The sequence below is a fragment of the Microbacterium hatanonis genome, assembly GCF_008017415.1.
GTDB lineage: Bacteria > Actinomycetota > Actinomycetes > Actinomycetales > Microbacteriaceae > Microbacterium > Microbacterium hatanonis.
Map to the genome: position 1 here is coordinate 1,569,018 of NZ_VRSV01000001.1, position 23,380 is coordinate 1,592,397.

The 23,380-nt window shown below is 69.0% G+C and carries 22 protein-coding genes; 5 read left to right on the top strand and 17 right to left on the bottom strand.

Going from position 1 to position 23,380, the window contains the following annotated elements; translation table 11 throughout:
- Positions 1–42 precede the first annotated feature (42 nt).
- From glgX to glgB, 3 genes are all read left to right on the top strand, one after another.
- Positions 43–2,130: a glycogen debranching protein GlgX gene (glgX, locus tag FVP77_RS07550; protein WP_147893923.1), complete on the top strand. Its 2,088-nt coding sequence runs from the start codon at positions 43–45 to the stop codon at positions 2,128–2,130.
- Positions 2,131–2,267: 137 nt separating this feature from the next.
- On the top strand, positions 2,268–4,289 hold the full coding sequence (locus tag FVP77_RS07555) for a maltotransferase domain-containing protein (protein WP_246134009.1): 2,022 nt from the start codon (positions 2,268–2,270) through the stop codon (positions 4,287–4,289).
- The gene (glgB, locus tag FVP77_RS07560; protein ID WP_147893925.1) at positions 4,286–6,436 is read left to right on the top strand and encodes a 1,4-alpha-glucan branching protein GlgB; all 2,151 of its coding nucleotides are present in this window, start codon (positions 4,286–4,288) and stop codon (positions 6,434–6,436) included. The genes FVP77_RS07555 and glgB overlap by 4 nt, the downstream gene beginning before the upstream one ends.
- 75 nt (positions 6,437–6,511) lie before the next feature.
- Here the strand turns inward: glgB and FVP77_RS07565 are convergent, their stop codons facing one another.
- Both FVP77_RS07565 and FVP77_RS07570 read right to left on the bottom strand, forming a co-directional pair.
- Positions 6,512–7,450 (bottom strand): tetratricopeptide repeat protein, encoded by a 939-nt coding sequence (locus FVP77_RS07565; RefSeq protein ID WP_147893926.1) that lies wholly within the window; start codon positions 7,448–7,450, stop codon positions 6,512–6,514.
- On the bottom strand, positions 7,447–9,303 hold the full coding sequence (locus FVP77_RS07570) for a DUF8094 domain-containing protein (protein ID WP_147893927.1): 1,857 nt from the start codon (positions 9,301–9,303) through the stop codon (positions 7,447–7,449). The genes FVP77_RS07565 and FVP77_RS07570 overlap by 4 nt, the downstream gene beginning before the upstream one ends.
- 175 nt (positions 9,304–9,478) lie before the next feature.
- Here FVP77_RS07570 and FVP77_RS07575 point away from each other — a divergent pair, with 175 nt between their 5' ends.
- Complete coding sequence (locus tag FVP77_RS07575) at positions 9,479–10,579, top strand: AI-2E family transporter (RefSeq protein ID WP_147893928.1); 1,101 nt, start codon at positions 9,479–9,481, stop codon at positions 10,577–10,579.
- Between the two features lie 6 nt (positions 10,580–10,585).
- On the opposite strand, the gene FVP77_RS07580 is transcribed toward FVP77_RS07575, so the two are convergent.
- The 9 genes from FVP77_RS07580 to rpsB form a co-directional block, all read right to left on the bottom strand.
- Positions 10,586–11,311 carry an alpha/beta hydrolase gene (locus FVP77_RS07580; RefSeq protein WP_147893929.1) on the bottom strand — a complete coding sequence of 242 codons (726 nt, stop codon included), beginning with the start codon at positions 11,309–11,311 and terminating at the stop codon, positions 10,586–10,588.
- 1 nt (position 11,312) lies between these two features.
- On the bottom strand, positions 11,313–11,600 hold the full coding sequence (locus FVP77_RS07585; RefSeq protein ID WP_147893930.1) for a hypothetical protein: 288 nt from the start codon (positions 11,598–11,600) through the stop codon (positions 11,313–11,315).
- A 12-nt stretch (positions 11,601–11,612) separates the two neighbouring features.
- Entirely contained in the window at positions 11,613–12,326 is a 714-nt protein-coding gene (locus FVP77_RS17040) for an aggregation-promoting factor C-terminal-like domain-containing protein (protein WP_246134010.1), read from the bottom strand.
- A gap of 59 nt (positions 12,327–12,385) precedes the next feature.
- A complete protein-coding gene (locus FVP77_RS07595; RefSeq protein WP_147893931.1) occupies positions 12,386–12,958 on the bottom strand; it encodes a DivIVA domain-containing protein in 573 nt (190 codons plus the stop codon).
- Positions 12,959–12,960: 2 nt separating this feature from the next.
- Positions 12,961–14,004, bottom strand: a complete 1,044-nt coding sequence (locus FVP77_RS07600) for a phosphatidate cytidylyltransferase (RefSeq protein ID WP_147893932.1) — start codon at positions 14,002–14,004, stop codon at positions 12,961–12,963.
- Positions 14,005–14,012: 8 nt separating this feature from the next.
- Positions 14,013–14,567 carry a ribosome recycling factor gene (gene frr, locus FVP77_RS07605; RefSeq protein ID WP_116646379.1) on the bottom strand — a complete coding sequence of 185 codons (555 nt, stop codon included), beginning with the start codon at positions 14,565–14,567 and terminating at the stop codon, positions 14,013–14,015.
- Positions 14,568–14,640: 73 nt separating this feature from the next.
- A complete protein-coding gene (gene pyrH / locus FVP77_RS07610; RefSeq protein WP_147893933.1) occupies positions 14,641–15,360 on the bottom strand; it encodes a UMP kinase in 720 nt (239 codons plus the stop codon).
- A 97-nt stretch (positions 15,361–15,457) separates the two neighbouring features.
- Positions 15,458–16,285, bottom strand: coding sequence for a translation elongation factor Ts (tsf, locus tag FVP77_RS07615; protein ID WP_147893934.1), 828 nt, complete (start codon positions 16,283–16,285; stop codon positions 15,458–15,460).
- 114 nt (positions 16,286–16,399) lie between these two features.
- Positions 16,400–17,386, bottom strand: coding sequence for a 30S ribosomal protein S2 (rpsB, locus tag FVP77_RS07620; RefSeq protein ID WP_147893935.1), 987 nt, complete (start codon positions 17,384–17,386; stop codon positions 16,400–16,402).
- A 347-nt stretch (positions 17,387–17,733) separates the two neighbouring features.
- Here rpsB and FVP77_RS07625 point away from each other — a divergent pair, with 347 nt between their 5' ends.
- A complete protein-coding gene (locus FVP77_RS07625; protein WP_147893936.1) occupies positions 17,734–18,240 on the top strand; it encodes a murein hydrolase activator EnvC family protein in 507 nt (168 codons plus the stop codon).
- Here FVP77_RS07625 and FVP77_RS07630 read toward each other — a convergent pair whose 3' ends face one another.
- From FVP77_RS07630 to FVP77_RS07655, 6 genes are all read right to left on the bottom strand, one after another.
- Positions 18,241–18,837 carry a hypothetical protein gene (locus FVP77_RS07630; protein WP_147893937.1) on the bottom strand — a complete coding sequence of 199 codons (597 nt, stop codon included), beginning with the start codon at positions 18,835–18,837 and terminating at the stop codon, positions 18,241–18,243.
- 27 nt (positions 18,838–18,864) lie between these two features.
- A complete protein-coding gene (locus tag FVP77_RS07635; RefSeq protein WP_147893938.1) occupies positions 18,865–19,764 on the bottom strand; it encodes a tyrosine recombinase XerC in 900 nt (299 codons plus the stop codon).
- A gap of 87 nt (positions 19,765–19,851) precedes the next feature.
- Positions 19,852–21,039 carry a DNA-processing protein DprA gene (gene dprA, locus FVP77_RS07640; protein WP_147894486.1) on the bottom strand — a complete coding sequence of 396 codons (1,188 nt, stop codon included), beginning with the start codon at positions 21,037–21,039 and terminating at the stop codon, positions 19,852–19,854.
- The gene (locus FVP77_RS07645) at positions 21,039–22,568 is read right to left on the bottom strand and encodes a YifB family Mg chelatase-like AAA ATPase (protein ID WP_147893939.1); all 1,530 of its coding nucleotides are present in this window, start codon (positions 22,566–22,568) and stop codon (positions 21,039–21,041) included. Before FVP77_RS07645 ends, dprA begins: the two co-directional genes overlap by 1 nt.
- A complete protein-coding gene (locus FVP77_RS07650; RefSeq protein WP_147893940.1) occupies positions 22,565–22,927 on the bottom strand; it encodes a YraN family protein in 363 nt (120 codons plus the stop codon). The genes FVP77_RS07645 and FVP77_RS07650 overlap by 4 nt, the downstream gene beginning before the upstream one ends.
- A 102-nt stretch (positions 22,928–23,029) precedes the next feature.
- Positions 23,030–23,353, bottom strand: a complete 324-nt coding sequence (locus FVP77_RS07655) for a DUF2469 family protein (protein ID WP_147893941.1) — start codon at positions 23,351–23,353, stop codon at positions 23,030–23,032.
- Positions 23,354–23,380 lie beyond the last annotated feature (27 nt).

Genomic DNA, 23,380 nt, shown 5'->3' on the forward strand with positions numbered 1-23,380 from the left:
TGCGTAACTTTCCGGACTTCCGGCCTCATTACTCTAGGACGCATGGTCCGCACCGAGACGTCCTCCGTCCTTTCCGGCCCCCGCTTCCTCGGTCCGGCTCTCGACGACCTGGGCGTGCGGCGGGGCGCAGACGGGATCGCGACCCTGCGGGTGTGGTCGGGCACCGCCGACGCGATGGATCTGGTCGTCTTCGACGACACCGATCTCGACTGGGCGACCGCAGTCCTCCCGATGTCCGACGTCGGCGACGGCGTGTGGAGCGTGACGAGCGAGTTGCTGCGTCCCGGCGCGCGGTACGCCATCCGGGTCAACGGTCCGCACGGCCCGGGAAACACCTTCAACCCGACGACGCTCCTCCTCGAGCCGTACTCCCGAGGGCTCGTCTCCGGCGGATACGAGGACTGGCGATCCGTCGTCGTCGACGGCGGCTTCGACTGGGGCGATGCGCGTAAACCGCGCATCCCCCTCGATCGGACGGTCATCTACGAAGGCCACGTCAAGGGCCTCACGAAACGGCACCCCGACGTGCCCCCGGCACTCCACGGCACCTACGCCGGCCTCGCTCATCCCGCCATGATCGAGCACCTCCAGACGCTCGGCGTGACCAGCGTCGAGCTCCTGCCCGTGCACGCCTTCGCGACCGAGCCACGACTGCTCCAGCTCGGACTGGCGAACTACTGGGGATACAACTCCCTCAACTTCTTCACCCCCCACGGCGCCTACGCGACGGCAGAGAGTCGCCGGGAGGGGCCGGAGGCCATACTGCGCGAGTTCAAGGGCATGGTGAAGCTGCTCCACGAGGCGGGCCTCGAGGTGATTCTCGACGTGGTCTACAACCACACGGCCGAGGAAGGCATCGGCGGACCGCGCACGAGCTTCCGCGGCATCGACAACCGCAACTACTACCGTCAGACCGAAGACGGCACCTACATCGATGTCACCGGCTGCGGAAACGCCGTGAACACCTCGACCGATGCGGCCGCGAGACTCGTGATCGACTCCCTGCGCTACTGGGCGCAGGAGGTGCAGGTCGATGGTTTCCGCTTCGACCTGGCTGCCACCCTCGGCCGTGACGAGACGCACGCGTTCACCCCGCAGCATCCCCTCCTGCAGGCGATCCTCCATGACCCCCAGCTCGCCGACGTGAAGATGATCGCCGAACCGTGGGATGTCGGCATGGGGGGATGGCAGACCGGCAACTTCGGCGAGGGATGGTCGGAGTGGAACGACCGCTACCGCGACCGGGTCCGCAACTTCTGGCTGAGCGACGTCGACTACGCGCGACGCGCCGACACCGCACCCGTCGGGGTCGGCGGCTTCGCGACGCGCCTCGCGGGCTCGTCGAACACCTTCAGCGTCGAGAGGGGCCCTCTGGCGAGCGTCAACTTCGTCACGGCTCACGACGGATTCACCCTCCGCGACCTCGTCTCCTACGACGTCAAGCACAACATCGGCAACGGCGAGCACAACCGTGACGGTGCCGACACCAACCGTTCGTTCAACCACGGCGCCGAGGGCAAGACCGACGACGAGGGCATCCTCGCGACGCGCCGCAAGGCCATGCGCAACCTGCTGGGCACGCTGCTGCTGTCGGCGGGTGTGCCCATGCTGACGGCGGGCGACGAGTTCGCGCGCACGCAGCGGGGCAACAACAACGCCTACTGCCACGATTCGTCGCTCACCTGGCTGTCATGGCAGCACGAGCCCTGGCAGGAGGATCTGTTCGCCCACGTGCGCGAGCTCATCCGCCTCCGGCAGGCCAACCCCGCGCTGCGCCCGACCCGCTTCGCACGCTCCGGCGAATCCACCCCGTCCGCCTCCGTGATGGCGTGGTACGACGAGCGCGGCGAGATGATGTCGGAGGATCGCTGGACGAACCCCGCGCACCGCACGCTCCAGTACGTCGCGACCTCCACTCCGGAGTTCGAGGACGCGAACACGGTGCTCCTGATGGTGCACGGCGACGAGCGGCCGATCGACGTCACCCTGCCCCTGGTCGACGGCATCGAGCGCTACGTGCCGGTCTGGTCGAGCGCGGACGAACGACCCACCGGCCAGGGGGGCGCCTCGCTGCCCGGCGACACGGTCTCGCTCATCGGCACCTCGATGCGTCTCTTCGTCGCTGAGTGATCACGACGCATCTGTCAACCGCTCCGGGTCCGCTGTCATGGGCCGGACAGCCACGATAGGTTTCAACCGTGGCTCCGACGACGCGAACTCCTTCCCCCTCGGCGTGGCGTAGCGCCTCGTCCATCCCCGTCCGACCGGTGGTTGCGACGCCCTCTCCGGGCGCGACGCAGACTCCCCGCATCCCGCTTGCTCTCCCCTTCCCCCAGGTGCCCGGCGGCAGGTTCGATCCGACCGCCTATGTCGGAGAGGCCGTGCCGTTCACGGTCACCGCCTTCCGCGAAGGCCACGATCGCATCGGCGTGCACGTGCGTCTCTTCTCGCCCAGCGGGGACGAGTCGCTGCATCGTCTCAGCGCGCTCGGCGACGGCTTCGACCGGTGGTCGACCCTCATCGTGCCGCTGGAACAGGGCGTCTGGAAGTTCCGTTTCGAGGCGTTCGCCGACGACTTCGCGACGTGGCAGCACGCGGCCGATGTGAAGATCTCCGCGGGTGTCGACGCGGCGCTCATGCGCGAGTCGGGCGCTCTCCTGTTCAGTCGGGCAGCGAAGGAGAAGTCGCGGCCGGCTGCTGAGCGACGTCTGCTCGAGCGCGGCGCGGTCACGTTGCGCGACCCCGCAGCATCCGACGACACCGCACTCGAGGTCGTCCGATACGCCGAAATCGAGGAGTCGTTCGCCCGACGCCCCCTCGCCTCCCTGGCGACCGTCGGCGACGAGTACTCGCTCCTCGTCGAGCGCGAGCGCGCCGGAGTCGGCGCCTGGTACGAGTTCTTCCCGCGTTCCGAGGGCGCCGTCCGCTCCGAGGACGGCACGGTCGTGAGCGGCACGTTCCGAACGGCCGCCAACCGCCTCGCCGGTGTCGCCGGCATGGGCTTCGACGTGCTGTACCTCCCGCCGATCCATCCCATCGGCGAGCGGAACCGCAAGGGACCCAACAACACGCTCGACCCCAAGCCCGGCGATCCGGGCTCGCCCTGGGCGATCGGCGGTGCCGCGGGAGGACACGACGCGATCCACCCCGACCTCGGAGACCTCGACGATTTCCGGGCATTCGTCGAGGAAGCCCGGCGCCACGACATCGAGATCGCTCTCGATCTCGCTCTGCAGGCCTCCCCCGACCACCCGTGGGTCACCGAGCACCCCGAGTGGTTCACGACCCTCCCCGACGGCTCGATCGCTTACGCCGAGAATCCGCCCAAGAAGTACCAGGACATCTACCCGGTCAACTTCGACAACGACCCCGAAGGCATCCGCGCCGAGGTGCTGCGCGTGGTCCGCCACTGGGTGGCGCAGGGCGTCAGCATCTTCCGCGTCGACAACCCTCACACCAAGCCGCTGCAGTTCTGGGAGTGGCTCATCGCGACCGTCAACGCCGAATCCCCCGACGTGGTCTTCCTCGCCGAGGCGTTCACCCGCCCAGCACCGCTGCAGGGACTCGGCATGGCCGGATTCCAGCAGAGCTACACCTACTTCACGTGGCGGAACACGAAGGAGGAGCTCACCGAATTCCTCACCGGGCTCGCCCATGAGACGGCCGACTTCCTGCGACCGAACCTCTTCGTCAACACCCCCGACATCCTCACCGAGTACCTGCAGTACGGCGGTCGTCCGGCGTACAAGACCCGCGCGGCTCTGGCCGCCACCGCGGCGCCCACCTACGGTGTCTATGCCGGCTACGAGCTCATCGAGAACGTGGCGAGGCCGGGGTCGGAGGAGAACATCGACAACGAGAAGTACGAGTACAAGTTCCGCGACTGGGCCGGGGCCGAGGGACGCGACGAATCGATCGCGCCGTACCTCCGGCGCCTCAACGAGATCCGCCGCGCGCATCCCGCCCTCGCGCAGCTGCGCAACATCTCGTTCCACTGGACCGACGACGACGCGATCCTCGTCTACTCCAAGCACATCGATGCGGCCCTGAGCCCGACCGGTCGCGACGACACGATCATCGTCGTGGCGAACCTCGACCCGCACTCGGCGCGTGAGACGACCGTCCACCTCGACACGCGCATCTGGGGCGTCGACGGTGCGGCCGGTGAGACGTTCGAGGTGGAAGACCTCGTGACAGGTGCCCAGTGGACGTGGGGCCAGCACAACTTCGTGCGCCTCGACGCTTTCGTCGAGCCCGTCCACATCCTGCACGTGAAGGAGACCCGATGAGCCTCTCATCCACCCCCGACGACGTCGTCCTCGACACCATCGCGACGGGGAGCTACCACGATCCGCACTCGGTGCTCGGCGTCCACACCGACGCGGACGGCAACGGGGTGCTGCGCACGCGCCGTCCCCTCGCGTCGACCGTCACGGCGGAGCTCGCCGACGGATCGACGGTCGAGTTCACCCATCTGCGCGGCGGGATCTGGGAGGCCGACATCACCGGTGCGCCCGGGCGGTACACCATCACCACGACCTACGACGACGGGTCGTCCCACACGGCGGACGATCCGTACCGGCACGTGCCGACGATCGGCGAGCTCGATCTGCACCTGATCGCCGAGGGCCGCCACGAGGAGCTGTGGCGCGTGCTCGGCGCGCACGAGCGCGTGCTCGACGGCACGGCGGGCGTGGCGTTCACGGTGTGGGCGCCCGATGCGCGAGCAGTCCGCGTGCTCGGGGATCACAACGGCTGGGACGGCCAGGCCCACTCCATGAGGTCCATGGGCGGGAGCGGCGTCTGGGAGCTGTTCATCCCGGAGATCGGTTCCGGCGCCCGCTACAAGTTCGAGATCCTCACGCGGGCGAGCAACTGGATCGAGAAGGCCGACCCGATGGCGCGCCTGGCCGAAGTCCCTCCCGCCACCGCATCCGTCGTCACGTCCTCCGACTACACCTGGACCGACGACACCTGGCTCGCCCACCGCTCCTCGGCGCCGCTGACCGACCAGCCCATGTCGATCTACGAGGTGCACCTGGGCTCCTGGCGGCCCGGCCTCGGTTACCGTGACGCGGCCGACCCGCTGGTCGAGTACGTGACCCAGCAGGGCTTCACCCACGTCGAGTTCATGCCCCTGGCCGAGCACCCGTTCGGCGGATCGTGGGGTTACCAGGTGACCGGGTACTACGCCCCGACGAGCCGATTCGGCGGACCCGACGATCTCCGATACCTCATCGACCGGCTGCATCAGGCCGACATCGGCGTGATCATGGACTGGGTTCCCGGGCACTTCCCGAAGGATGCCTTCGCGCTCGCGCAGTTCGACGGCGAGCCCCTCTACGAGCACCCCGACCCGCGACGGGGCGAGCACAAGGACTGGGGCACCCTCATCTTCGACTACGGCCGCAGCGAGGTGCGCAACTTCCTCGTCGCGAACGCCCTCTACTGGTTCGAGGAGTTCCATGTCGACGGGCTGCGCGTCGACGCGGTAGCGTCGATGCTCTACCTCGATTACTCGCGCAACGAGGGCGAGTGGGCTCCGAACCAGTACGGCGGCCGCGAGAACCTCGAGGCGATCAAGTTCCTGCAGGAGGTGAACGCCACCGCCTACAAGCGCTACCCCGGTATCGCGATGATCGCCGAGGAGTCCACGAGCTTCCCCGGGGTCACGGCACCGACCTCGCACGGCGGGCTCGGCTTCGGCTTCAAATGGAACATGGGCTGGATGAACGATTCGCTCCAGTACATCTCCCGCGATCCGCTCTACCGCGCCCATCACGAAGGCGAGCTGTCGTTCTCCTTCGTCTACGCGTTCACCGAGAATTTCGTGCTGCCGATCAGCCACGACGAGGTCGTCCACGGCAAGGGCAGCCTCTTCGGCCGCATGCCGGGCGACCACTGGCAGAAGCTCGCGAACATGCGCGCCTACCTCGCCTACATGTGGGGCCACCCGGGCAAGCAGTTGCTCTTCATGGGCCAGGAGTTCGGACAGATGTCCGAGTGGTCCGAGGGTCGAGGTCTGGACTGGTGGATGCTGGAGCAGCCGGCGCACGCTCAGCTCCACGACTTCGTGGCGGCGCTGAACCGCGTCTACCGCGATGAGTCCGCGCTCTGGGCCCGCGATCACGACGGCGCGGCATTCAGCCGGCTCGGAGGCCCCTCATGGAACCCGAACGTCTCGGCCTTCTCCCGGCGTGACTCGCACGGCAACACCGTCGTCGTGATCGCCAACTTCTCGGGCGAGCCGTTGCACCACTACCCCATCGATCTGCCCGAGGGCGGCGTCTGGACCGAGGTGCTCAACAGCGACGCCACCGTCTACGGCGGATCGGGCGTCGGCAACTACGGCGTGGTCCACACCGACGACCACGGTCGTGCGACTCCCACGCTTCCCCCGCTGGGCGTGCTCTTCCTGAAGCACAACGCCTCCTGACCGCGAGACCCGTTCCACGCAACGAGACCCCGACATCATGTCGGGGTCTCGTTGTTCGAGGGCGGTCTCGGCGGTCTAGAACAGCAGCGAGGTCAGGCGGCGACGCGCGACACCCACGCGGGGGTCGGCATCCCCGACCAGGCCGAAGAGTTCGAGGAGGCGCTCGCGCACGGGAGCCCGGTCGTCGGAGGGGAGAGCCGCGAACAGCTCGAGCAGACGATCGAAGGCGTCCTCGACGTGACCGCCGGCGATGTCGAGGTCGGCCACCGCGAACTGGGCGTCCACGTCGGAGGGAGACGCAGCTGCGGCCGCTCGAGCGGCCTGGAGGTCGAGCCCCTGCACACGGTCGAGCAGACGCACCTGGCCGAGTCCGGCGCGGGCGTCGTCATCGCGCGGGTTCTCGATGATCGCTTTCTCGTACGCGGCGATGGCGCGCGGGTAGTCACCGGCTTCGATGGCTTCGAAGGCCTCGGCGTGCAGCGGCGGCAATGCGGGCTCCTCGGGCTCGGCGGCATCCGCCGGCTCGTCCGAGACCGACAGCGAGCCGGTCACACCGTTCTGCGCCGCCAGCTGCAGCAGCTGCGCGAAGACCTCGCGCACCTGCTGCTCCGGCACCGCGCCGGTGAACATCGGCACCGGCTGGCCCGCGACGAGCGCGACGACCATGGGGATCGACTGGGCACGGAAGCCCTGGGCGAGCTGCGGGTTCGCGTCGACGTCGACCTTGGCGAGAACCACGCGTCCGCCGAGCTCGACGACGACCTTCTCGAGGATCGGACTGAGCTGCTTGCACGGCCCGCACCACTCGGCCCACAGGTCGACGACGACCGGGACGGTGCGCGAGAGCTCGAGGATCTCGCCGAACGTCTGGTCGGTGACGTCGCGAACGAGGGCACCGGCGTCACCGGACGGCGCCGGCGGCACCGCTCCCTCTGCGGGAGGCTGCGGACGGTTGCGCAGGGTGGACAGATCCACCGCTCCGCGCATGACGGCACCGGATGCGGGCGTGCTCACGGGATCACCTTTGCTTCGAGGATGCTGGATCGATACCCGAGCAGACGGATCTGCTCGCTCGAACCCTGGGCGGGGACATAGAAGAAGAGCTGGTCGGAGTATGTGGTGAAGAACCCCGTCGACGACTCCTCGACGCCGGTGAGGGTCTTCACCGCCGGGTTGTCGAGCAGCTTGATCACCGCGTCGGCGTTCGTCGGCTTCACCGTGTCGTTGTCGTTGACGTTCACCGCGACGATCGCGCCGCCCTCGAGCGTCGCGAGGGCGAAGGGTTCCTGCGACCCCGCGACGGACTCGAAGGCGATCTCGGCCGTGTTGGTGCCGGTCTGCGCGAGATCGGCGGTGCGCTGATCCTTGTTGGCCTGGATGCCCGCGAGCAGAAGGTCGCCCTGGGTGTCGAACTTCGACCAATACTGGCTGTTCTCACCGTTGTTGATGACGTCGGCGTACGCGGCGGCGAGGTCGTCCGGCGCGAGCGAGAGGAAGCCGGAGTCGGGGGGAACCTGGTAGGCACCGACATACGAGGCCGCGACGTCGGGCAGCTCGGTGGATGCTTCGAGGCTCGCCACATACATCGCCTTGTAGTCCGACCACGGGTCTTCCTGGGTCAGGAGCATGATGGTGGGGGCCACAGTGGTGTCGGCGTCGTTCTCGACCACGGTCAACACCGAACGGGGCCAGCCGTCGAAGGCCTGCGGCAGCACGATCTCGACGGGCGACGCGGGGATCGCCGGCAGAGCGGGATGCTCGGGGATCGCGGCGCGGAGGGTGTAGTTGGTCTGACGCTCTGCGAGGGCCGCGCCGCCGAGACGGGTGGCGGCCAGACCCGCGTCACCCGCGGCATCGGCGGAGGCGATCGTCGCGGCCACCTCGGAGACGATCCGCTCCGCCTGGTTCTCGGTGACCGCCGGTGCCTGCTGACCCTCGGGCACGATGACCGTCTCGGTGGGTGTCGGGGTGGCCGAGCTCGCGAGGTCGGGCCACGCGTCGGCCGAGCATCCGGCGAAGAGGAGCGTCGTCGCAGCGACGGCGGGCACGACGAGGAATGCGCGACGACGCGACGACACCGACCTGCGCGACGCGGGGGCACCGGCGGTGATCACGCCCTTGTCGACGCCCTCGACGGCCAGATCGATCGGCTCGGTCACGGGCATCGGCAAGCCCTTCCTCCGCGGGCCGCGTGACCGGCGGGAATGCCGGATCGCGAGCACGTAGAGGAAGATCCCGACGAGCAGCACGATCGAGCCGCTCACGATCAGCGGTCCGGCCCATGGGGTCGTCACGGGCAGGGGCCACGACAGCACGATGGTCGACGGCGCCGGTGCGCTCCCGTCGGAAGCGAGCAGGACGCTCATGGTGTCGGGAAGCTGGAGCGGCATGGTGAGCGAGCCGTCGCCCTGGAACTCCTCGAGCCAGAGATCGGATCCTGCGGGATCGCGCGCGACCGTCGCCGCGGCGTCCGAGCCGGCCGAATCGTCCCCGGCCGCAGCATCCTCGGCCGCATCCGCGGACCCGCTGGGACTCGGACTGGGTGTCGGGGTGCTCGTCGCGTTCGACACGGCGCCTTCGCCGTCGACGGTGATCTCGGTGAAAGCCGTGTCGGCGAGCCACGCGCGGAGGTCGGCCGTTCGTCCGTATGCCGCGAAGACCGCTCCATCGCCCTCGGCGGTCACGGTCTGCGCGCCGGGGAGCCGTGTGAGAACCGCGCCGTCGATGAGCGTGTACGCGGTCGCGCCGTCGGTCTGGATCGTCTGCGTCTCGGTCGAAGGACCTTCGAAGACCGTCCGCTGGGCGATGCCCGCTCCGATCATGACGGCGGCGATGAGGAACGCCACCACGGCCCACACGAAACGCACGAATACACCTACCCCATCGCCGGTCTCCGGGGCGGAAACCGCTACTCGACATTCCAGACTATCCAACACCGCCTGAAAGTTGTCCCGATGGCCCGGGTTCCGCGATTCCGCCTCGCCGCGCCGTATTCTGACCTCACCCCCGGTATCGACCGGTCCGAGTCAGGAGCAGCGCACCGTGAAAATCCACAACCCGTTCCGTGTCGCGCTCGTCGCGACGCTGGGCGTCGGCGTCGGGCTTCTGCTGATCGGCAGCATCCAAGCTCTCTCGACCATCCTGTTGTACGTCGGGACGGCCCTGTTCCTCTCCCTCGGGCTCGAACCGATCGTCGGCTGGCTCGAGAAGCGCAGACTGCCGCGCTGGGCGGCGGTGCTCGTCACGATCCTGGGCGTCCTCGCGGTGTTCGCCGGCATCATCCTCGCGGTCGTGCCGATCATCGTGGACCAGATCGTGCAGCTGATCGGCCAGATCGACGTCATCGTCCAGACGAGCAACCTCGACGACATCGTCGAACAGGTGCGTCAGTGGGTTCAGACGAACTTCCCGGGCATCAACGTCGACCAGGCGTGGCAGTACGTCCAGAACTGGTACACCTCCCTCGACGTGGGCTCCATCGGAGGCGAGATCGGCGGCAGCATCATCACGATCCTCGGAACCGTGATCGCCGGTTTCGGAGGAGCGTTCATCGTGCTCATCCTGACCATCTACTTCACGGCGTCGACGCCGTCCCTGAAGTCGGCGGTGTACCAGCTGGTTCCTGCCTCGAAGCGTCCTCGCTTCATCGACCTCGCCGAGCAGATCGTCGACTCGGTCGGTTTCTACGTCATCGGTCAGATCAGCCTCGGAGTCATCAACGGCGTGCTGAGCGCGATCTTCCTCACGATCATCGGCGCACCGTTCCCCGCCGTGCTCGCCGTCGTCGCCTTCTTCTTCTCACTGATCCCGCTGGTCGGCACCTTGACCGGTTCGACGATCATCGTCTTGACGTGCCTGATCCCGGGCCTCGGCGGCGGGGGCGGCCTCTTCGGTCTCCAGTCACCGACGCTCGCGCTCGTCGCCGCGGTCTACTACCTCGTCTACATGCAGATCGAGGCGTACATCATCTCGCCGCGCATCATGAACCGCGCCGTGTCCATTCCCGGGGCGGTCGTGGTCATCGCCGCCCTCGCCGGCGCCGCGCTCGGCCAGCTGCTCGGCGCACTGGTCGCGATCCCGGTGGCGGCCAGCATCCTGATCATCTACCGGCAGGTCATCATCCCGAGACAGAACGAACGCTGACGCGGGTCAGGATGCGGAGGTGCTCTCCGCCCACTCTGTCGGGAGCGGCAGGGCAGCGGGATTGACTGTTTTGACGATCTCCGTGAGCACGCGAGCGGTCTGGGCCTCCCCGACCCAGAGGTGCTTTCCGCCTTCTACGGCGATCAGCTCCGCGTCGGGGATCGATGCGAACCGTTCGGCCGCCTCGGGCGGGCGCAGGTAGTCGTCGAACTCGGGGATGAGCACGACGACGCGACGGTGATCCCCCGCCCACGCGGCGACCTCCTCCGGTGTGGCCCGGTGCAACGGGGGCGACAGGAGGATGACGCCCTCGACGTCGTGCTCGCGCGCGTACTTGAGCGCGAGCTCCGTACCGAACGACCACCCCACGATCCAGGGTCGGGGCAGGCCGCGCTCGCGAACCATCTCCATGGCGGCGGCGACGTCGAACCTCTCCCCCGCACCTCCGTCGAAAGCGCCCTCGCTCGTCCCTCGCGGCGAGGTCGTCCCGCGGGTGTTGAAACGAAGAACGGCCAGATCGGCGAGAGCCGGCAATCGCGCCGCAGCCTTGCGGATGATGTGGGAGTCCATGAAACCGCCGGCCGTCGGCAAGGGATGCAGCGTGACGAGCGTCGCGACCGGCGCGGTCTCCTCGGGAAGCGCGAGTTCACCGACGAGCCGGAGGCCATCGGACGTCTGCAGTTCGATGTCCTCGCGGCGCGCGGGGAGCACGATCGGTCCTCGGATCTCCATGTCAGCCCAATCTCCAGCAGTGCGTGTGCCAGTGTCGTCGATTCGCGAGGTCGGCAGCGTCTCCGAGCACGCCGTCCGCGCGCCAGGTGACGACGTGGGCCGTGCCGGCGGCGATCGTGCGGCCGCACCCCGGGCAGGTGTACGCCTTGACGGCCTTCGACGCCGAGACGGGTTGCACCGTCCATTCGGCACCGCGACGGGTCTCCGAGCGCTTCCACCCCGCGATCAGTCGATCGAGGGAGTCGTCCGACGACGAGGAGTCAGGACGACGGCGATGTGAGCGGGGCATGACGCGGCTCGCTCACCACCAGTGGTTGCGGGTCCAGAAGTCGTACGCCGCCGACCAGCTGCCGTAGCGACCGACGGCGTACCCCGTCGCCCAGCGCAGGTTGTCGACCGGGTCGTAGCCGTTGCCCGGCACCTTGCTGCACGGCAGGGCCTGCACGAGCCCGCACGCCCCCGATGAGCTGTTCGTGGCGTTCGGGTTCCAGCCGCTCTCGCGCGACACGATGTAATCGACGTAGCCCTGATCGCCCTCGGCGATGCCTGCGGCCGCCATCCACTCCGCCGCCGATCCCCCGCCGGTGTACTGCGGTCGCGCGGAGATCGACTTCTGAGCGGTGCCGCTGGAGGCGCTGGCGCTCGGAGTCGGTGTCGGGGTCGGAGTGGGTTTCGGGGTGACGTACACGGAGTAACCCGCCCGGTCGAGCGACGCGGCCGCGGCATCGGCCCCGCTCGCGAACGATTGGGCGTCGTCCATCGAGACCGAGTAGAGGGAGACGCCGTCGGATTCGGCGGCTCGGGCATCGACGACCGCCCCGCCGAGAGGGCCGACGTAGGCGACCGCGAATGCGAGGGCGGCGCACCCGGCGAAGACCGACAGAACACCGCGACGTCGCGACCATCGCGGCTGCGGACGCACCGACGCCACGGGCGAGACGACATCGACCGTCGCGTGCGACCGACGTGCGAGGCGGCGCGAAGAAGCGCGAGTCAGGTCGGTGCCGGGAGTCACAATGCCGTCGAGTCTAACGGGCGCACCGCGGGGCTGTCACCCGCGTCCGGCGCGTCACGTCAACCGACCGCGAGCATGACCTCGACGACCGCGTCGAGCACCGCGTCCACCTGCGTCTCGCTGTATCCGCCGCGCTGCATGCGGAATGCGACGGCTCGCACCTGATCGGGGGTGACGGGGTCGCCGGAGGCGATGTAGCGGGCGATCTTGTCGGCCACGAGATCGACCTCGTCGACGCGGTAGCCGTAGCGGAGCACGCTGACCCGGTCGAACCTGTGCCGGCGAGGCCTCGTCAGCCGATCGAGCACGACCTGCGCGGTCTGGCGCGACTCGGCGACCCACGCACGCGCGCCCCGCCGCGACATGGCCTGCTCGCGCTCGCGAGCGGCGAACGCGTCTTCGATCCTCCCGAGAGCGGCGTCCACCGGGGCGATCGCGTAGCCCTTCTTCACGAGGGGGAACGCGGTCTCCCGAACGACCGTGGAACGCAGGGTGCCGGGCTCATCTGCTTCGAACGCGGCGCGGGCCTGCGCGAGGAACGCGTCGACCGCGCGCTTCTCGTACCCCTTCTGGCGCCCGAACGTCTCGGGGAACGGCGATTCGACCGCGGCCGTATCCAGGTCGGAAGACATCGTCATGACACCGCCAGAGGTGAGAGGAGGTAGAAGAGAGCGAGGGCCGCCGTAGCCGACGGGAGGATCGAATCGAGGCGGTCGAGTACCCCGCCGTGTCCGGGGAGCCACGAGCTCATGTCTTTGATGCCGAGATCCCGCTTGACCATCGACTCCCCGAGATCACCGATCGTGGCAGTCCCCAGGATCACGGCGCCGATGATGAGCCCGGTCCACCAGGGCAGGCCCAGCATGTACAGCGCCAGGAGGACTCCGGCGATCAGAGCCGCCACGAACGCGCCGCCGAAGCCTTCCCAGGTCTTCTTGGGGCTGATCCTCGGGGCCATCGGGTGCCGCCCGATAGTGAGCCCCGTGACGTAGGCGCCGGTGTCGGCGGCCACGGTGATGATGATGAAGGCCAAGGCCCACCACTCCCCGCCGTCCTGGCTGAGGAGGATCATCGCGAGGCTCCCGAGGAACGGGACGTACAGGACGACGAGACCGGTGATCAGCACGTCGGAGAGCACCGCACCGTACGTGCGCCCATCACGCGAGAACATCTGCCCCAGGAGCCGCCACACGATGAGGACGACGACCACGACCATCGTGAGCACCCAGTGCAACCAGAGGTCGACGAAATAGCCGCTCAGCATCAGGACCACGCCGCCCAGCAGCTGCGGGATCAGGTCGACGCGGCGGCCGGACGCCCGCAACGCACGGACGAACTCGAACACTCCGAGCGACGTCGCCGCGATCGCGAACAGGAGGAAGATCCACTTGAAGAAGATGAGCGACGCGACGACGACGACGCCGATCGCGACGCCGATGACGATGGCGAGGATGAGATCGCGGCCCGTGCGCTGCTTGATCCGCTCGTTCGCCTCTTCGAATTCCGCCCTCGCGTGTGCGACGTGCGTCTCGAACTCGGCCCGCGCCGAACGCGCACCGGTCGTCGTGGAGGCGGATGCGTCGGCCGCGCTGTGCGCGCGACGGAGCCCGCCGCCCTCACGGCGGCTGGTGGGAGGTTCGGACGGCTCGGGGCCTTCCGACCCGGGAGCGTCGGTCATGGGGAGTCTCAGACCTCGAGGAGCTCTGCTTCTTTGCGCTTGAGTGCATCGTCGATCGCGTCGACGTGCGCACGTGTCAGAGAGTCGAGCTCCTTGTCGGCACGGGCGATCTCGTCTTCGCCGATCTCGCTCTTGAGCGCGTCGAGGTCGTCCTTCGCCTTCCGACGGATGCCGCGGACGTGCACCTTCGCGTCCTCGCCCTTCGTGCGCACGATCTTGACGTACTCCTTGCGGCGCTCCTGCGTCAGCTCGGGAAGCGTCACGCGCACGAGGTTGCCGTCGTTGGTCGGGTTCGCACCGAGGTTGGGCATGTCGCGGATCGCCTGTTCGATGGCCTTCAGCGCCGACTTGTCGTACGGCGTCACGACCAGCGTGCGGGCCTCGGCGTTGTTCAGCGACGCGAGCTGCGCGAGCGGCGTCGGGGTGCCGTAGTAGTCCACGAGGATCTTCTGGAACATCTGCGGGTTCGCCCGCCCGGTGCGGACGGTGGCGAAGTCGTCCTTCGCCGCCTCGACGGCGCGATCCATGCGCGTTCCTGCATCGGCCATAACTTCGGCGATCACGGTGACTCCATTCGTAAAACCTGTGCCATAACTCTAACGGCGCTGCGCCGCGCTTCCCGGGCGCGACGAACCGTCATACCGAGACGCGCGTACCGATCGGCTCGCCCACCAGCGCGCGGGTGACGTTGCCGGCCGGCTCCATCCCGAACACCCGCATGTCCATCCCGTTGTCCATGCAGAGGCTGAACGCGGTGGAGTCCACGACCTTGAGGCCGCGCTGCAGAGCGTCCATGTACGTGATGTGGTCGATACGGGTCGCCGTCGGATCGGTGCGCGGGTCAGCGGTATAGACCCCGTCGACACCGTTCTTCGCCACGAGGACCTCGGTGCAACCGGTCTCGAGCGCGCGCTGGGCGGCCACCGTGTCGGTGGAGAAGTACGGAAGTCCGGCGCCCGCGCCGAAGATGACGATGCGGCCCTTCTCCATGTGCCGGACGGCACGGCGAGGAATGTAGGGCTCGGCGACCTGGGTCATCGAGATCGCCGATTGCACGCGCGTGGCGGCACCCGCCTGCTCCAGGAAGTCCTGAAGGGCGAGGGCGTTCATGACGGTGCCCAGCATGCCCATGTAGTCGGCACGACCGCGATCCATGCCGCGCTGGCTGAGCTCGGCACCGCGGAAAAAGTTGCCTCCACCGACGACGATCGCGATCTCCACCTGGTCGACGGCGGCGGCGATCTCGCGGGCGATCTGGCTCACGACGTCGGGATTGACCCCGAGTTGCCCCCCGCCGAACGCCTCCCCGGAGAGCTTCAGCAGAACCCTGCGGCGGGTGGAGTTCTCATCGATCACGGGTGTCGTCCTCTCGTCGGGTTCAAAGGTACCGCGCGCATGTGGCGGGCAAGACAAGAGCCCGGGATGCTGATGCATCCCGGGCTCTGGAGACGAGCTACGCGCCGACCTTGAAGCGGGCGAAGTCGGTCAGGGTGATACCGGCGTTCTTCGCGACCTGGGCGATGGACAGCTTGTTGTCCTTCGCGTAGTCCTGGTCGAGCAGCGACACCTGCTTGAAGAACGCGTTGACACGCCCTTCGACGATCTTCGGCAGAGCCGCTTCCGGCTTGCCCTCGTTGCGGGAGATCTCGGTGACGATCTCGCGCTCCTTGTCGACATCGCCCTCGGGCACGTCGTCGCGGGAGAGGTACGACGGGTTGGCGAACGAGATGTGCTGCGCGATGCTGCGAGCGGTCTCCGCGTCGTCACCCGAGTAGGCCAGGACCACGCCCACCTGGGGCGGGAGGTCCTTGCTCGTCTTGTGGAGGTAGATCTCGAAGTGGTCGCCCGAGAGGGTGCGCACGCGGCGCAGTTCGACCTTCTCGCCGATGATCGCGGCCTCGTCCGAGATGAGCTGGTCGACCGTCTGGCCGTTCGCGTCGGCGGCGAGAGCTGCCTCGGCCGAGTCCGCGGCGGCTGCGGCAGCAGCATCCGCGACCTTGTCGGCGAGGGCGATGAAGCGCTCGTTCTTCGCGACGAAGTCGGTCTCGCAGGCGAGCTCGACGAGCGTGACCTTGCCGTTCAGCTCGCGAGCGGCGACGAGTCCCTCGCTGGTGGAGCGGTCGGCACGCTTCGCGTTGCCCTTCGCTCCCTTGAGACGGAGGATCTCGACGGCCTTCTCGACGTTGCCGTCGGCCTCTTCGAGCGCCTTCTTCGTGTCGACCATGCCCGTGCCGAGCTGCTCGCGCAGCGCCTTGATGTCGGCGATGGTGAAGTTTGCCATGGGGTGCTGGCTCCTTGATTCGTATGTGGGTGACGGATGCCCGGCGCGCCCGCCGCTCCGACCGAGGTCGGAGGGCGGGCGCGCCGATCGTAGCGTCTGAGGGGAATGCGCCGGTTACTTGGCGTCGGTGGCCTCGTCGGCGGCGACCTCTTCGGTCGACTCGCCGGCGGCGGCCGCGACGGCCTCGTCGTGCGCCTCGGCGCCCAGGGCGTCGGCGATCGACTCGGTGGCACGCTCCGTCGTCTCGACCTGCTCGTCTGCGACGAGCTCATCGGCTTCGGCCTTGGCCTCGCCCAGGTCGGCGACCTTCTCGGTGTCGGCCGACGACTGCGCGGGAGCACCCTGCTCGAGCAGCTCACGCTCCCAGTCGGCGAGAGGCTCGGCCTCGGTGGCCGCCTCGTCGGTGGGGTTGTGGCGCTGGATCAGGCCCTCGGCGGCGGCGTCGGCGATGATGCGCGTGAGCAGGCTCACGGAACGGATCGCGTCGTCGTTGCCGGGGATCGGGTACTGGAACTCGTCGGGGTCGGCGTTCGTGTCGAGGATGCCGATCACGGGGATGCCGAGCTTCTTGGCCTCGTCGACCGCGAGGTGCTCGCGCTTCGCGTCGACGACCCAGATCGCGGAGGGGGTCTTCTGCAGGTTGCGGATACCGCCGAGCGACTTGTGGAGCTTGTCGAGCTCACGCTTCTTCAGAAGGAGTTCCTTCTTGGTGAAGCCGCTCTCAGCCGGGTTCTCGTAGTCGAGCTCCTCGAGCTCCTTCATGCGAGCGAGGCGCTTGGAGACCGTCTGGAAGTTGGTGAGGAGACCGCCGAGCCAACGCTGGTTGACGTAGGGCTGGTTGACGCGCGTCGCCTGCTCGGCGAGCACTTCCTGAGCCTGCTTCTTCGTACCGACGAAGAGGATGGTGCCGCCGTGGGCAACCGTCTCCTTGACGAACTCGTACGCCTTGTCGATGTACGTCAGCGACTGCTGGAGGTCGATGATGTGGATTCCGCTGCGCTCGGTGAGGATGAAGCGCTTGACTTTCGGGTTCCACCGGCGGGTCTGGTGTCCGAAGTGGACGCCGCTGTCGAGCAGCTGGCGGATGGTGACGACGGCCATGGCCGTTCTCCTGTTCTCGGCGCGCGCACGCGCCGTCTGCGGTTGATCTCGCCGGTCCGGAGGAACGGCGGGCCTGGTGCCCGGCGCGCACCCGCCCTGAAACTGCTCAGGGACCGATGGGTGCGGATGCCGCGCGGTGCGGTTCGGAGAACCACGGAGCGCTGAGGGCACGCGGAGTCACCCCGATACACGAGGTGCGACATCCACTCTACCAGCGCGCCCCGTTTCCCAGGTACGCGCGCCGCAGAGGGTCTCCCCTTCCTCCCCAGACCGGTTCCCAGGAGGATCTTCACCGCTCCCGACGGAACGCGGATCCACCCGCCCCTCCAGAAGCGAAGCTGTCAGTCATGTCGAGACGCACCCGATCCGTGCTGTTCGCGGTCGCGGCATCCACTGTCGCCCTCCTCGCCACGGCAGGGGCGACGGCTGCGGAAGCACCCGACCTCACGACCCTCGGATGGCGGTGGCCCGTCGACACCCTGCGCATCGTCGAACCGTATGCGGCTCCGCCGCACGCCTACGGTGCCGGTCATCGCGGGGTTGACCTGGCAATGGACGGGGGCGAGGTGCGCGCACCGTCCGAGGGGATCATCGCGTTCGCCGGGCCAGTGGCCGGACGCGGGGTGGTGACCATCGACCACGGCGGAGGCCTCGTGACGACCCTCGAACCGGTCGAGCCTCTCGCGCAGGCCGGCTCCTCCGTCTCGCGAGGCGACATCGTGGCCGCACGGAGCGAGGGCGGGCACACGCCGCCGGGCGTGCTGCACTTCGGGGTGCGCCTCGCCGGGGAGTACATCAACCCCATGCTGCTGCTGGGAGGCGTGCCGCGCGCGGTGCTCCTCCCGTGCTGCTGATCAGCCGATGCGGTTACGCTGTCCGTCGACGGTGACGTTCGACACCGGAGCGGTCACGATGTTGTCGTTCCCCGCGACGACCAGGTCTCCGCCGCCGCCCGGCGCGACGACGGTGTTGCGGTCGCCGCGAATCGTCAAAGCCCCGATCGACGCCACGTCGAGCGATGCGTCGTTGCCGTCCACCGTCGCGTCGCCGATGGCTCCGGCCGCGAGGGCGATGCGATCTCCCGCGACGGCCACAGCGCCCACGGTCGCTCCTCGGGCATCGACGGTCACCGCGTTCCCCTCGATGCGGACGAGCGGGCACTGCCCGGTCAGCACGACGGTGCGATCGCTCTCGGAGATCGTCCGCTCCTGACCGGCGCAGTCGCCCGCGTCGTCGACCGAAGCCGACGGGGTCGACGACGCCGTGGCCGTAGCGGTGGGGGCGCGGGACGCGGACGGCGAGGCCGAGACGGAAGGCTCGCCCGAGGCCGACGGCGGCCCATCGCTGGGGAGGCGCGTGACGAGGGGCTGCGGCACCGCGGAGCATCCGGCCACGAACAGCGCACTCACGAGCGCGAGTGCAGCGGCGAGACGGCGTGCTCGAGTGCGCATTCCTCCACCGTAGCGCCGGGGGTCGGTTCAGGCGCGGGGGTGGGCGAGTCGGTAGGTGGCCGCCAGCCGTTCACTCGAGACATGGGTGTAGATCTGGGTCGTGCCCAGACTGGCGTGACCGAGGATTTCCTGGACGGCCCGAAGGTCGGCGCCTCCATCGAGGAGGTGCGTCGCGGCCGAGTGACGGAGGGCATGGGGGCCGACGCTGGAACCCACGAGCGGTGCCAGCGTGCGCGAGACGAGGTCGTAGACGCTGCGGACGCCCATCCGGCCGCCGCGCGTGCCGAGGAGGAGCGCCCTGCCGGTGGTTGCCGCACGAGACGCGAGCGCCGGGCGACCGCGGACGAGGTAGGCGTCGACGGCGCGACCCGCGGGGGCTCCGAAGGGCACGATGCGCTCCTTCGACCCTTTGCCGAGCACGCGCGCGGTGCGACGGTCACCGTCGACGTCGTCGACGTCGAGCCCGCAGAGCTCGGACACCCGCATCCCCGCCCCGTAAAGCAGCTCGAGGATCGCGTGGTCGCGGAGCGCGATCGCATCGCCCTCCGCGGCGACAGCCGCCATGGCATCCAGCGTTTCGCGCAGCGCATCCGCCGTCGCGATCCGCGGAAGGGTTCGGCCGCGCTTGGGCGTGACCAGCCGCAGTGTCGGGTCGACGGCGACCAGGTCTTGCTCGGTCGCCCACGCGAAGAACCCACGGACGGCCGCGGTGCGGCGCGCGATCGTCGAGCGCGCCGAGCCCGCCTGCGTCGCGGACCACAGCCATGACCTGAGCTCCTCGAGATCGATGCGATCGAGGTCGACATCGCCGACGTGCGACCGGAGGTCGGTGAGATCGGAACGGTAGGCGCGGACGGTTGCGGGAGCGAGTCGGCGCACCTCTGTCAGCTGCTGCAGGTACGCCTCCACCGTCCGCTCCCAATCCATGTGCCCAGCATGCCTCCCGTCGCGGATGCCACGGTGCGCCCCGTCGGCGCGTCACCCGGTGAGGGCGCACAATCAGGTGCAGGCGCGTCACCGGGTGGACAGTGCGCGTCTCCATCCGTCCGCTCGCTCGAGCACCTGTCCCGACAGCTCGGCGAGGGCGATGAGACCCCTCACCTCCTGAGGCTCGATGCCGCTGCGGCGGGCGATCTCGTCGGGGCTCCGCGACTGGCGGGTGCTCATCGCGTCGAGCACACGGGTCATCTCGTCGGTGCGGGTCTCGTCGAACGACAGGGTGGGCGCGTCAGTCAGGCCGAGGAGCTCGCGGACGTCGGCGGCACCGGTGATCAAAGAGCCGTCGAAGTCGCGGATGACGCGATGACAACCGGCCGATGACGCACTGGTGACGGCACCGGGTACCGCACCGAGGGGCCGTCCCAGGGCGGCCGCGTGCGCGGCGGTGTTCAGCGAACCGCTGCGCACACCCGCCTCGACGATCACGGTCGTGTCGGCCAATGCCGCGATCAGCCTGTTCCTCGCGAGGAAACGCCATTTCGTCGGCGGCGTGCCGCACGGGGTCTCCGCGAGGACGGCACCGGAGCGGGCGGTCGCATCGATCAGAGCGGCATGACCGGAGGGGTAGGGCCGGTCCACTCCCCCGGCCAGCAGAGCCACGGTCCGCCCGCCGACATGAAGCGCGGAGCGATGCGCGACCCCGTCGATACCGTATGCGGCACCGGAGACGATCGTGACCCCGGCCGATGCCAGCTCCGCCGCGAGCTCAGCGGCGACGTGTTCGCCGTAGGCGGTAGCCGCGCGCGCCCCGACGATCGCCACCGTCGGCATCTCATCCGCGACCAGCGCGACATCGCCCCGCGCCCACAGCACGAACGGCGCGTGCACGCCGAGGTCGGCGAGACGGCCGGGCCAGCCGGGGTCGTCGGGGAGGACCAGGCGGGCACCCGTCCGACGCGCGGACTCCGTCGCCGCCCGCACCGCTGTCGCGTCGCCCCGCGGCTTCCACCGCGAAAGGCCCTTCGCCAGATCGGATGCATCGATCCCGTTCGTCTGCAGCGGGTGACCCGCGATCAGGCGCCGGAGAGCCTCGGCGGCGCCCCACTCCTCCACGACGCGTCCGGCCACCCCGTCGCCGGGCTCGACGACGACGCTCCAGACCAATCGAGCGAAGGCGTCCATGAGGTCCGCCTCCTCCAGGTCGTCGTCACGCACGCCCGACAGCGCCGCGCGAGCTGCGGCGGGGGTCAACTCGATCCGCATCACGCCGGGACTCCCTTCTTCAAGTACAGCGCGCGCCCGACGTCGCCGACGTCGATGGCTCCGCGCCCTGCCAAGTCGGCCAGTGACCACGCCACGCGCAGCACACGGTCGTAGCCCCGAAGTGTCAGCATCCCCCGATGCAATGCCGCATCGATGGGCCGCCGCACCACGGGAGCGGGAGCCAGCGGCCCCTGGCGCAACCATGAGCCGGGCACCTCGGCGTTGCGTCGCCATAGCGTGTCGCGCAGCCGGTGGGCGGCCCTCGCGCGGGCCTCGCCGACCTTCTCGCGCGCTGCGGAGGTCGTCATCGTCGCACCGAGCGAAGGATCGTCGCGGGCGACGGAGACCCGTCGCATCGACAACTCGATGTCGATGCGATCGAGGAGCGGACCCGACAGCCGCGAGAAGTAGCGCCGGATGGCCTGCGGCGGGCAGACGCACTCCGCGCCGGGCACGGCGAAGTTTCCGCAGGGACAGGGGTTCGTGGCGACGACCAGTTGGAATCGTGCGGGATACGCGGCCGTGACTCCCGAGCGATGGATGACGATGGACCCCGACTCCAGCGGCTGGCGCAGTGCGTCGAGCGCGCTCGCCGTGAACTCCCCCGCCTCGTCGAGGAAGAGGACGCCTTCACTCGCGCGAGCGATCGCGCCCGGACGAACGATCCTGGATCCCCCGCCGACCAGCGCGGCGATGCTCGTGCTGTGATGCGGTGCTTCGAAAGGCGGCACCCTCGACAGCCGGGTCACAGGCTCGCCCGAGAGCGAGCGCACCGAACCGACGGCCAGCGCAGCGGATTCGTCGAGCGGTGGAAGGATTCCGGGAAGGCGCTGCGCGAGCATCGTCTTGCCTGCACCCGGTGGTCCGCTCATGAGCAGATGGTGGCCGCCCGCGGCGGCGACGAGCAGCGCGTCGATCGCCTCGCGCTGGCCGATCACGTCGGCCAGCTCGGGCACCTCGTCATCGGAGGCGTGCTCACGGGCGAGCGCCACGGGCTCGACCGCCGGGATGTCGACGTCGAGCCCGTGCCACCGCACCACCTCGGCGAGACAGCTCGCACCGCACACCTCGATCCCGTCGACGAGCTCGGCCTCCGCGAGGTTGGCGCGGGGCACGACCACGCGGCGCACCCCCGCGCGCGCGGCCGCCGCGACCGCGGGGAGAACGCCGGGCACCGGGCGCAGACGGCCGTCGAGACCCAGCTCGCCCAGGTGCACGGTCGACGCGACGCCCGCAGCATCCATCTCGCGTTCGGTCGCGAGCGCTGCGACCGCGATTGCGACGTCGAAGCCGGATCCCTGCTTGGGCAGGCTCGCCGGCGACAGGTTGACGGTCAGACGGCGGCGCGGCAGCGCGAGCCCGCGGTTGACGCACGCGTTGTGCACGCGCTGCACGGCCTCGCCGAGCGACTTGTCGGGGAGCCCGATGATCACGAACCTCGGGGTCTGCTCCGAGAGGTCGGCCTCGACCTCGACGATCGCTCCTTCGAGCCCGTTGAGCGCAACGGAAAGGGTGCGTGCCACGCTCACAGCGCGTCTTCCAAGTGCTCGAGGACGCCCGTCGCCGGATCGTCGCCGGTGATCGCGATCGCATCGAGGCGCAGCCTGCGCCCCCGAGCCTCCTGCGGGTGCGCGGCGATCCACGCCGCCGCGAGACGCCAGAGCCGCGCCGTCTTCCGGTCGTCGATGGCCTCGAGCGGATGGCCGAACGCCAACGACCGCCGGGTCTTGACCTCGACCACCGCCAGCGACCGCCCGCGGACCGCGACGATGTCGACCTCTCCTTGCGAACACCGCCAGTTGCGATCGACGATCCGGTATCCGAGCGTGATCAGATGGTCGGCGGCGCGCTGTTCACCCGCGCGTCCGAACTCGTCTTTGGCTGCCATGTCCCCATCGTGCGCGCCGCGGGGCGGTCGAGCCGGGCTCCGCGGTCGAGCTGTGGCAGCAGAGGAGAATCCGCCTCCTGGGGAGGAACGGATGCGACGAGGTCAGTTGTCGAGCGAGAGCTCCTCGGGCAGCTGGAAGTCCCGGCGCGAGAGCTCCTCGACGTTCACGTCCTTGAACGTGAGCACCCGCACCGACTTCACGAACCGGTCAGCCCGGTAGATGTCCCAGACCCAGACGTCGGTCATCGAGATCTCGAAATAGAAGTCGTGCTCGGTGTCGCGGCGGACGACATTCACCTCGTTCGCGAGATAGAACCGCCGCTCGGTCTCGATCACGTACTGGAACTGCGAGACAACGTCGCGGTACTCCCGGTAAAGGGCGAGTTCGAGTTCGCGGTCGTAGTCCTCGAAAACATCGTCATCCATGGTTGCTCCATCCTACGGGCGCGCGCG

Coding starts and splice junctions, on each gene's coding strand:
- glgX (WP_147893923.1), top strand. CDS start 43: ATGGTCCGCACCGAGACGTCCTCCGTCCTTTCCGGCCCCCGCTTCCTC.
- glgB (WP_147893925.1), top strand. CDS start 4,286: ATGAGCCTCTCATCCACCCCCGACGACGTCGTCCTCGACACCATCGCG.
- FVP77_RS07580 (WP_147893929.1), bottom strand. CDS start 11,311: ATGGAGATCCGAGGACCGATCGTGCTCCCCGCGCGCCGCGAGGACATC.
- FVP77_RS07585 (WP_147893930.1), bottom strand. CDS start 11,600: ATGCCCCGCTCACATCGCCGTCGTCCTGACTCCTCGTCGTCGGACGAC.
- FVP77_RS07595 (WP_147893931.1), bottom strand. CDS start 12,958: ATGTCTTCCGACCTGGATACGGCCGCGGTCGAATCGCCGTTCCCCGAG.
- FVP77_RS07600 (WP_147893932.1), bottom strand. CDS start 14,004: ATGACCGACGCTCCCGGGTCGGAAGGCCCCGAGCCGTCCGAACCTCCC.
- tsf (WP_147893934.1), bottom strand. CDS start 16,285: ATGGCAAACTTCACCATCGCCGACATCAAGGCGCTGCGCGAGCAGCTC.
- rpsB (WP_147893935.1), bottom strand. CDS start 17,386: ATGGCCGTCGTCACCATCCGCCAGCTGCTCGACAGCGGCGTCCACTTC.
- FVP77_RS07625 (WP_147893936.1), top strand. CDS start 17,734: ATGTCGAGACGCACCCGATCCGTGCTGTTCGCGGTCGCGGCATCCACT.
- FVP77_RS07630 (WP_147893937.1), bottom strand. CDS start 18,837: ATGCGCACTCGAGCACGCCGTCTCGCCGCTGCACTCGCGCTCGTGAGT.
- FVP77_RS07635 (WP_147893938.1), bottom strand. CDS start 19,764: ATGGATTGGGAGCGGACGGTGGAGGCGTACCTGCAGCAGCTGACAGAG.
- dprA (WP_147894486.1), bottom strand. CDS start 21,039: ATGCGGATCGAGTTGACCCCCGCCGCAGCTCGCGCGGCGCTGTCGGGC.
- FVP77_RS07650 (WP_147893940.1), bottom strand. CDS start 22,927: ATGGCAGCCAAAGACGAGTTCGGACGCGCGGGTGAACAGCGCGCCGCC.
- FVP77_RS07655 (WP_147893941.1), bottom strand. CDS start 23,353: ATGGATGACGATGTTTTCGAGGACTACGACCGCGAACTCGAACTCGCC.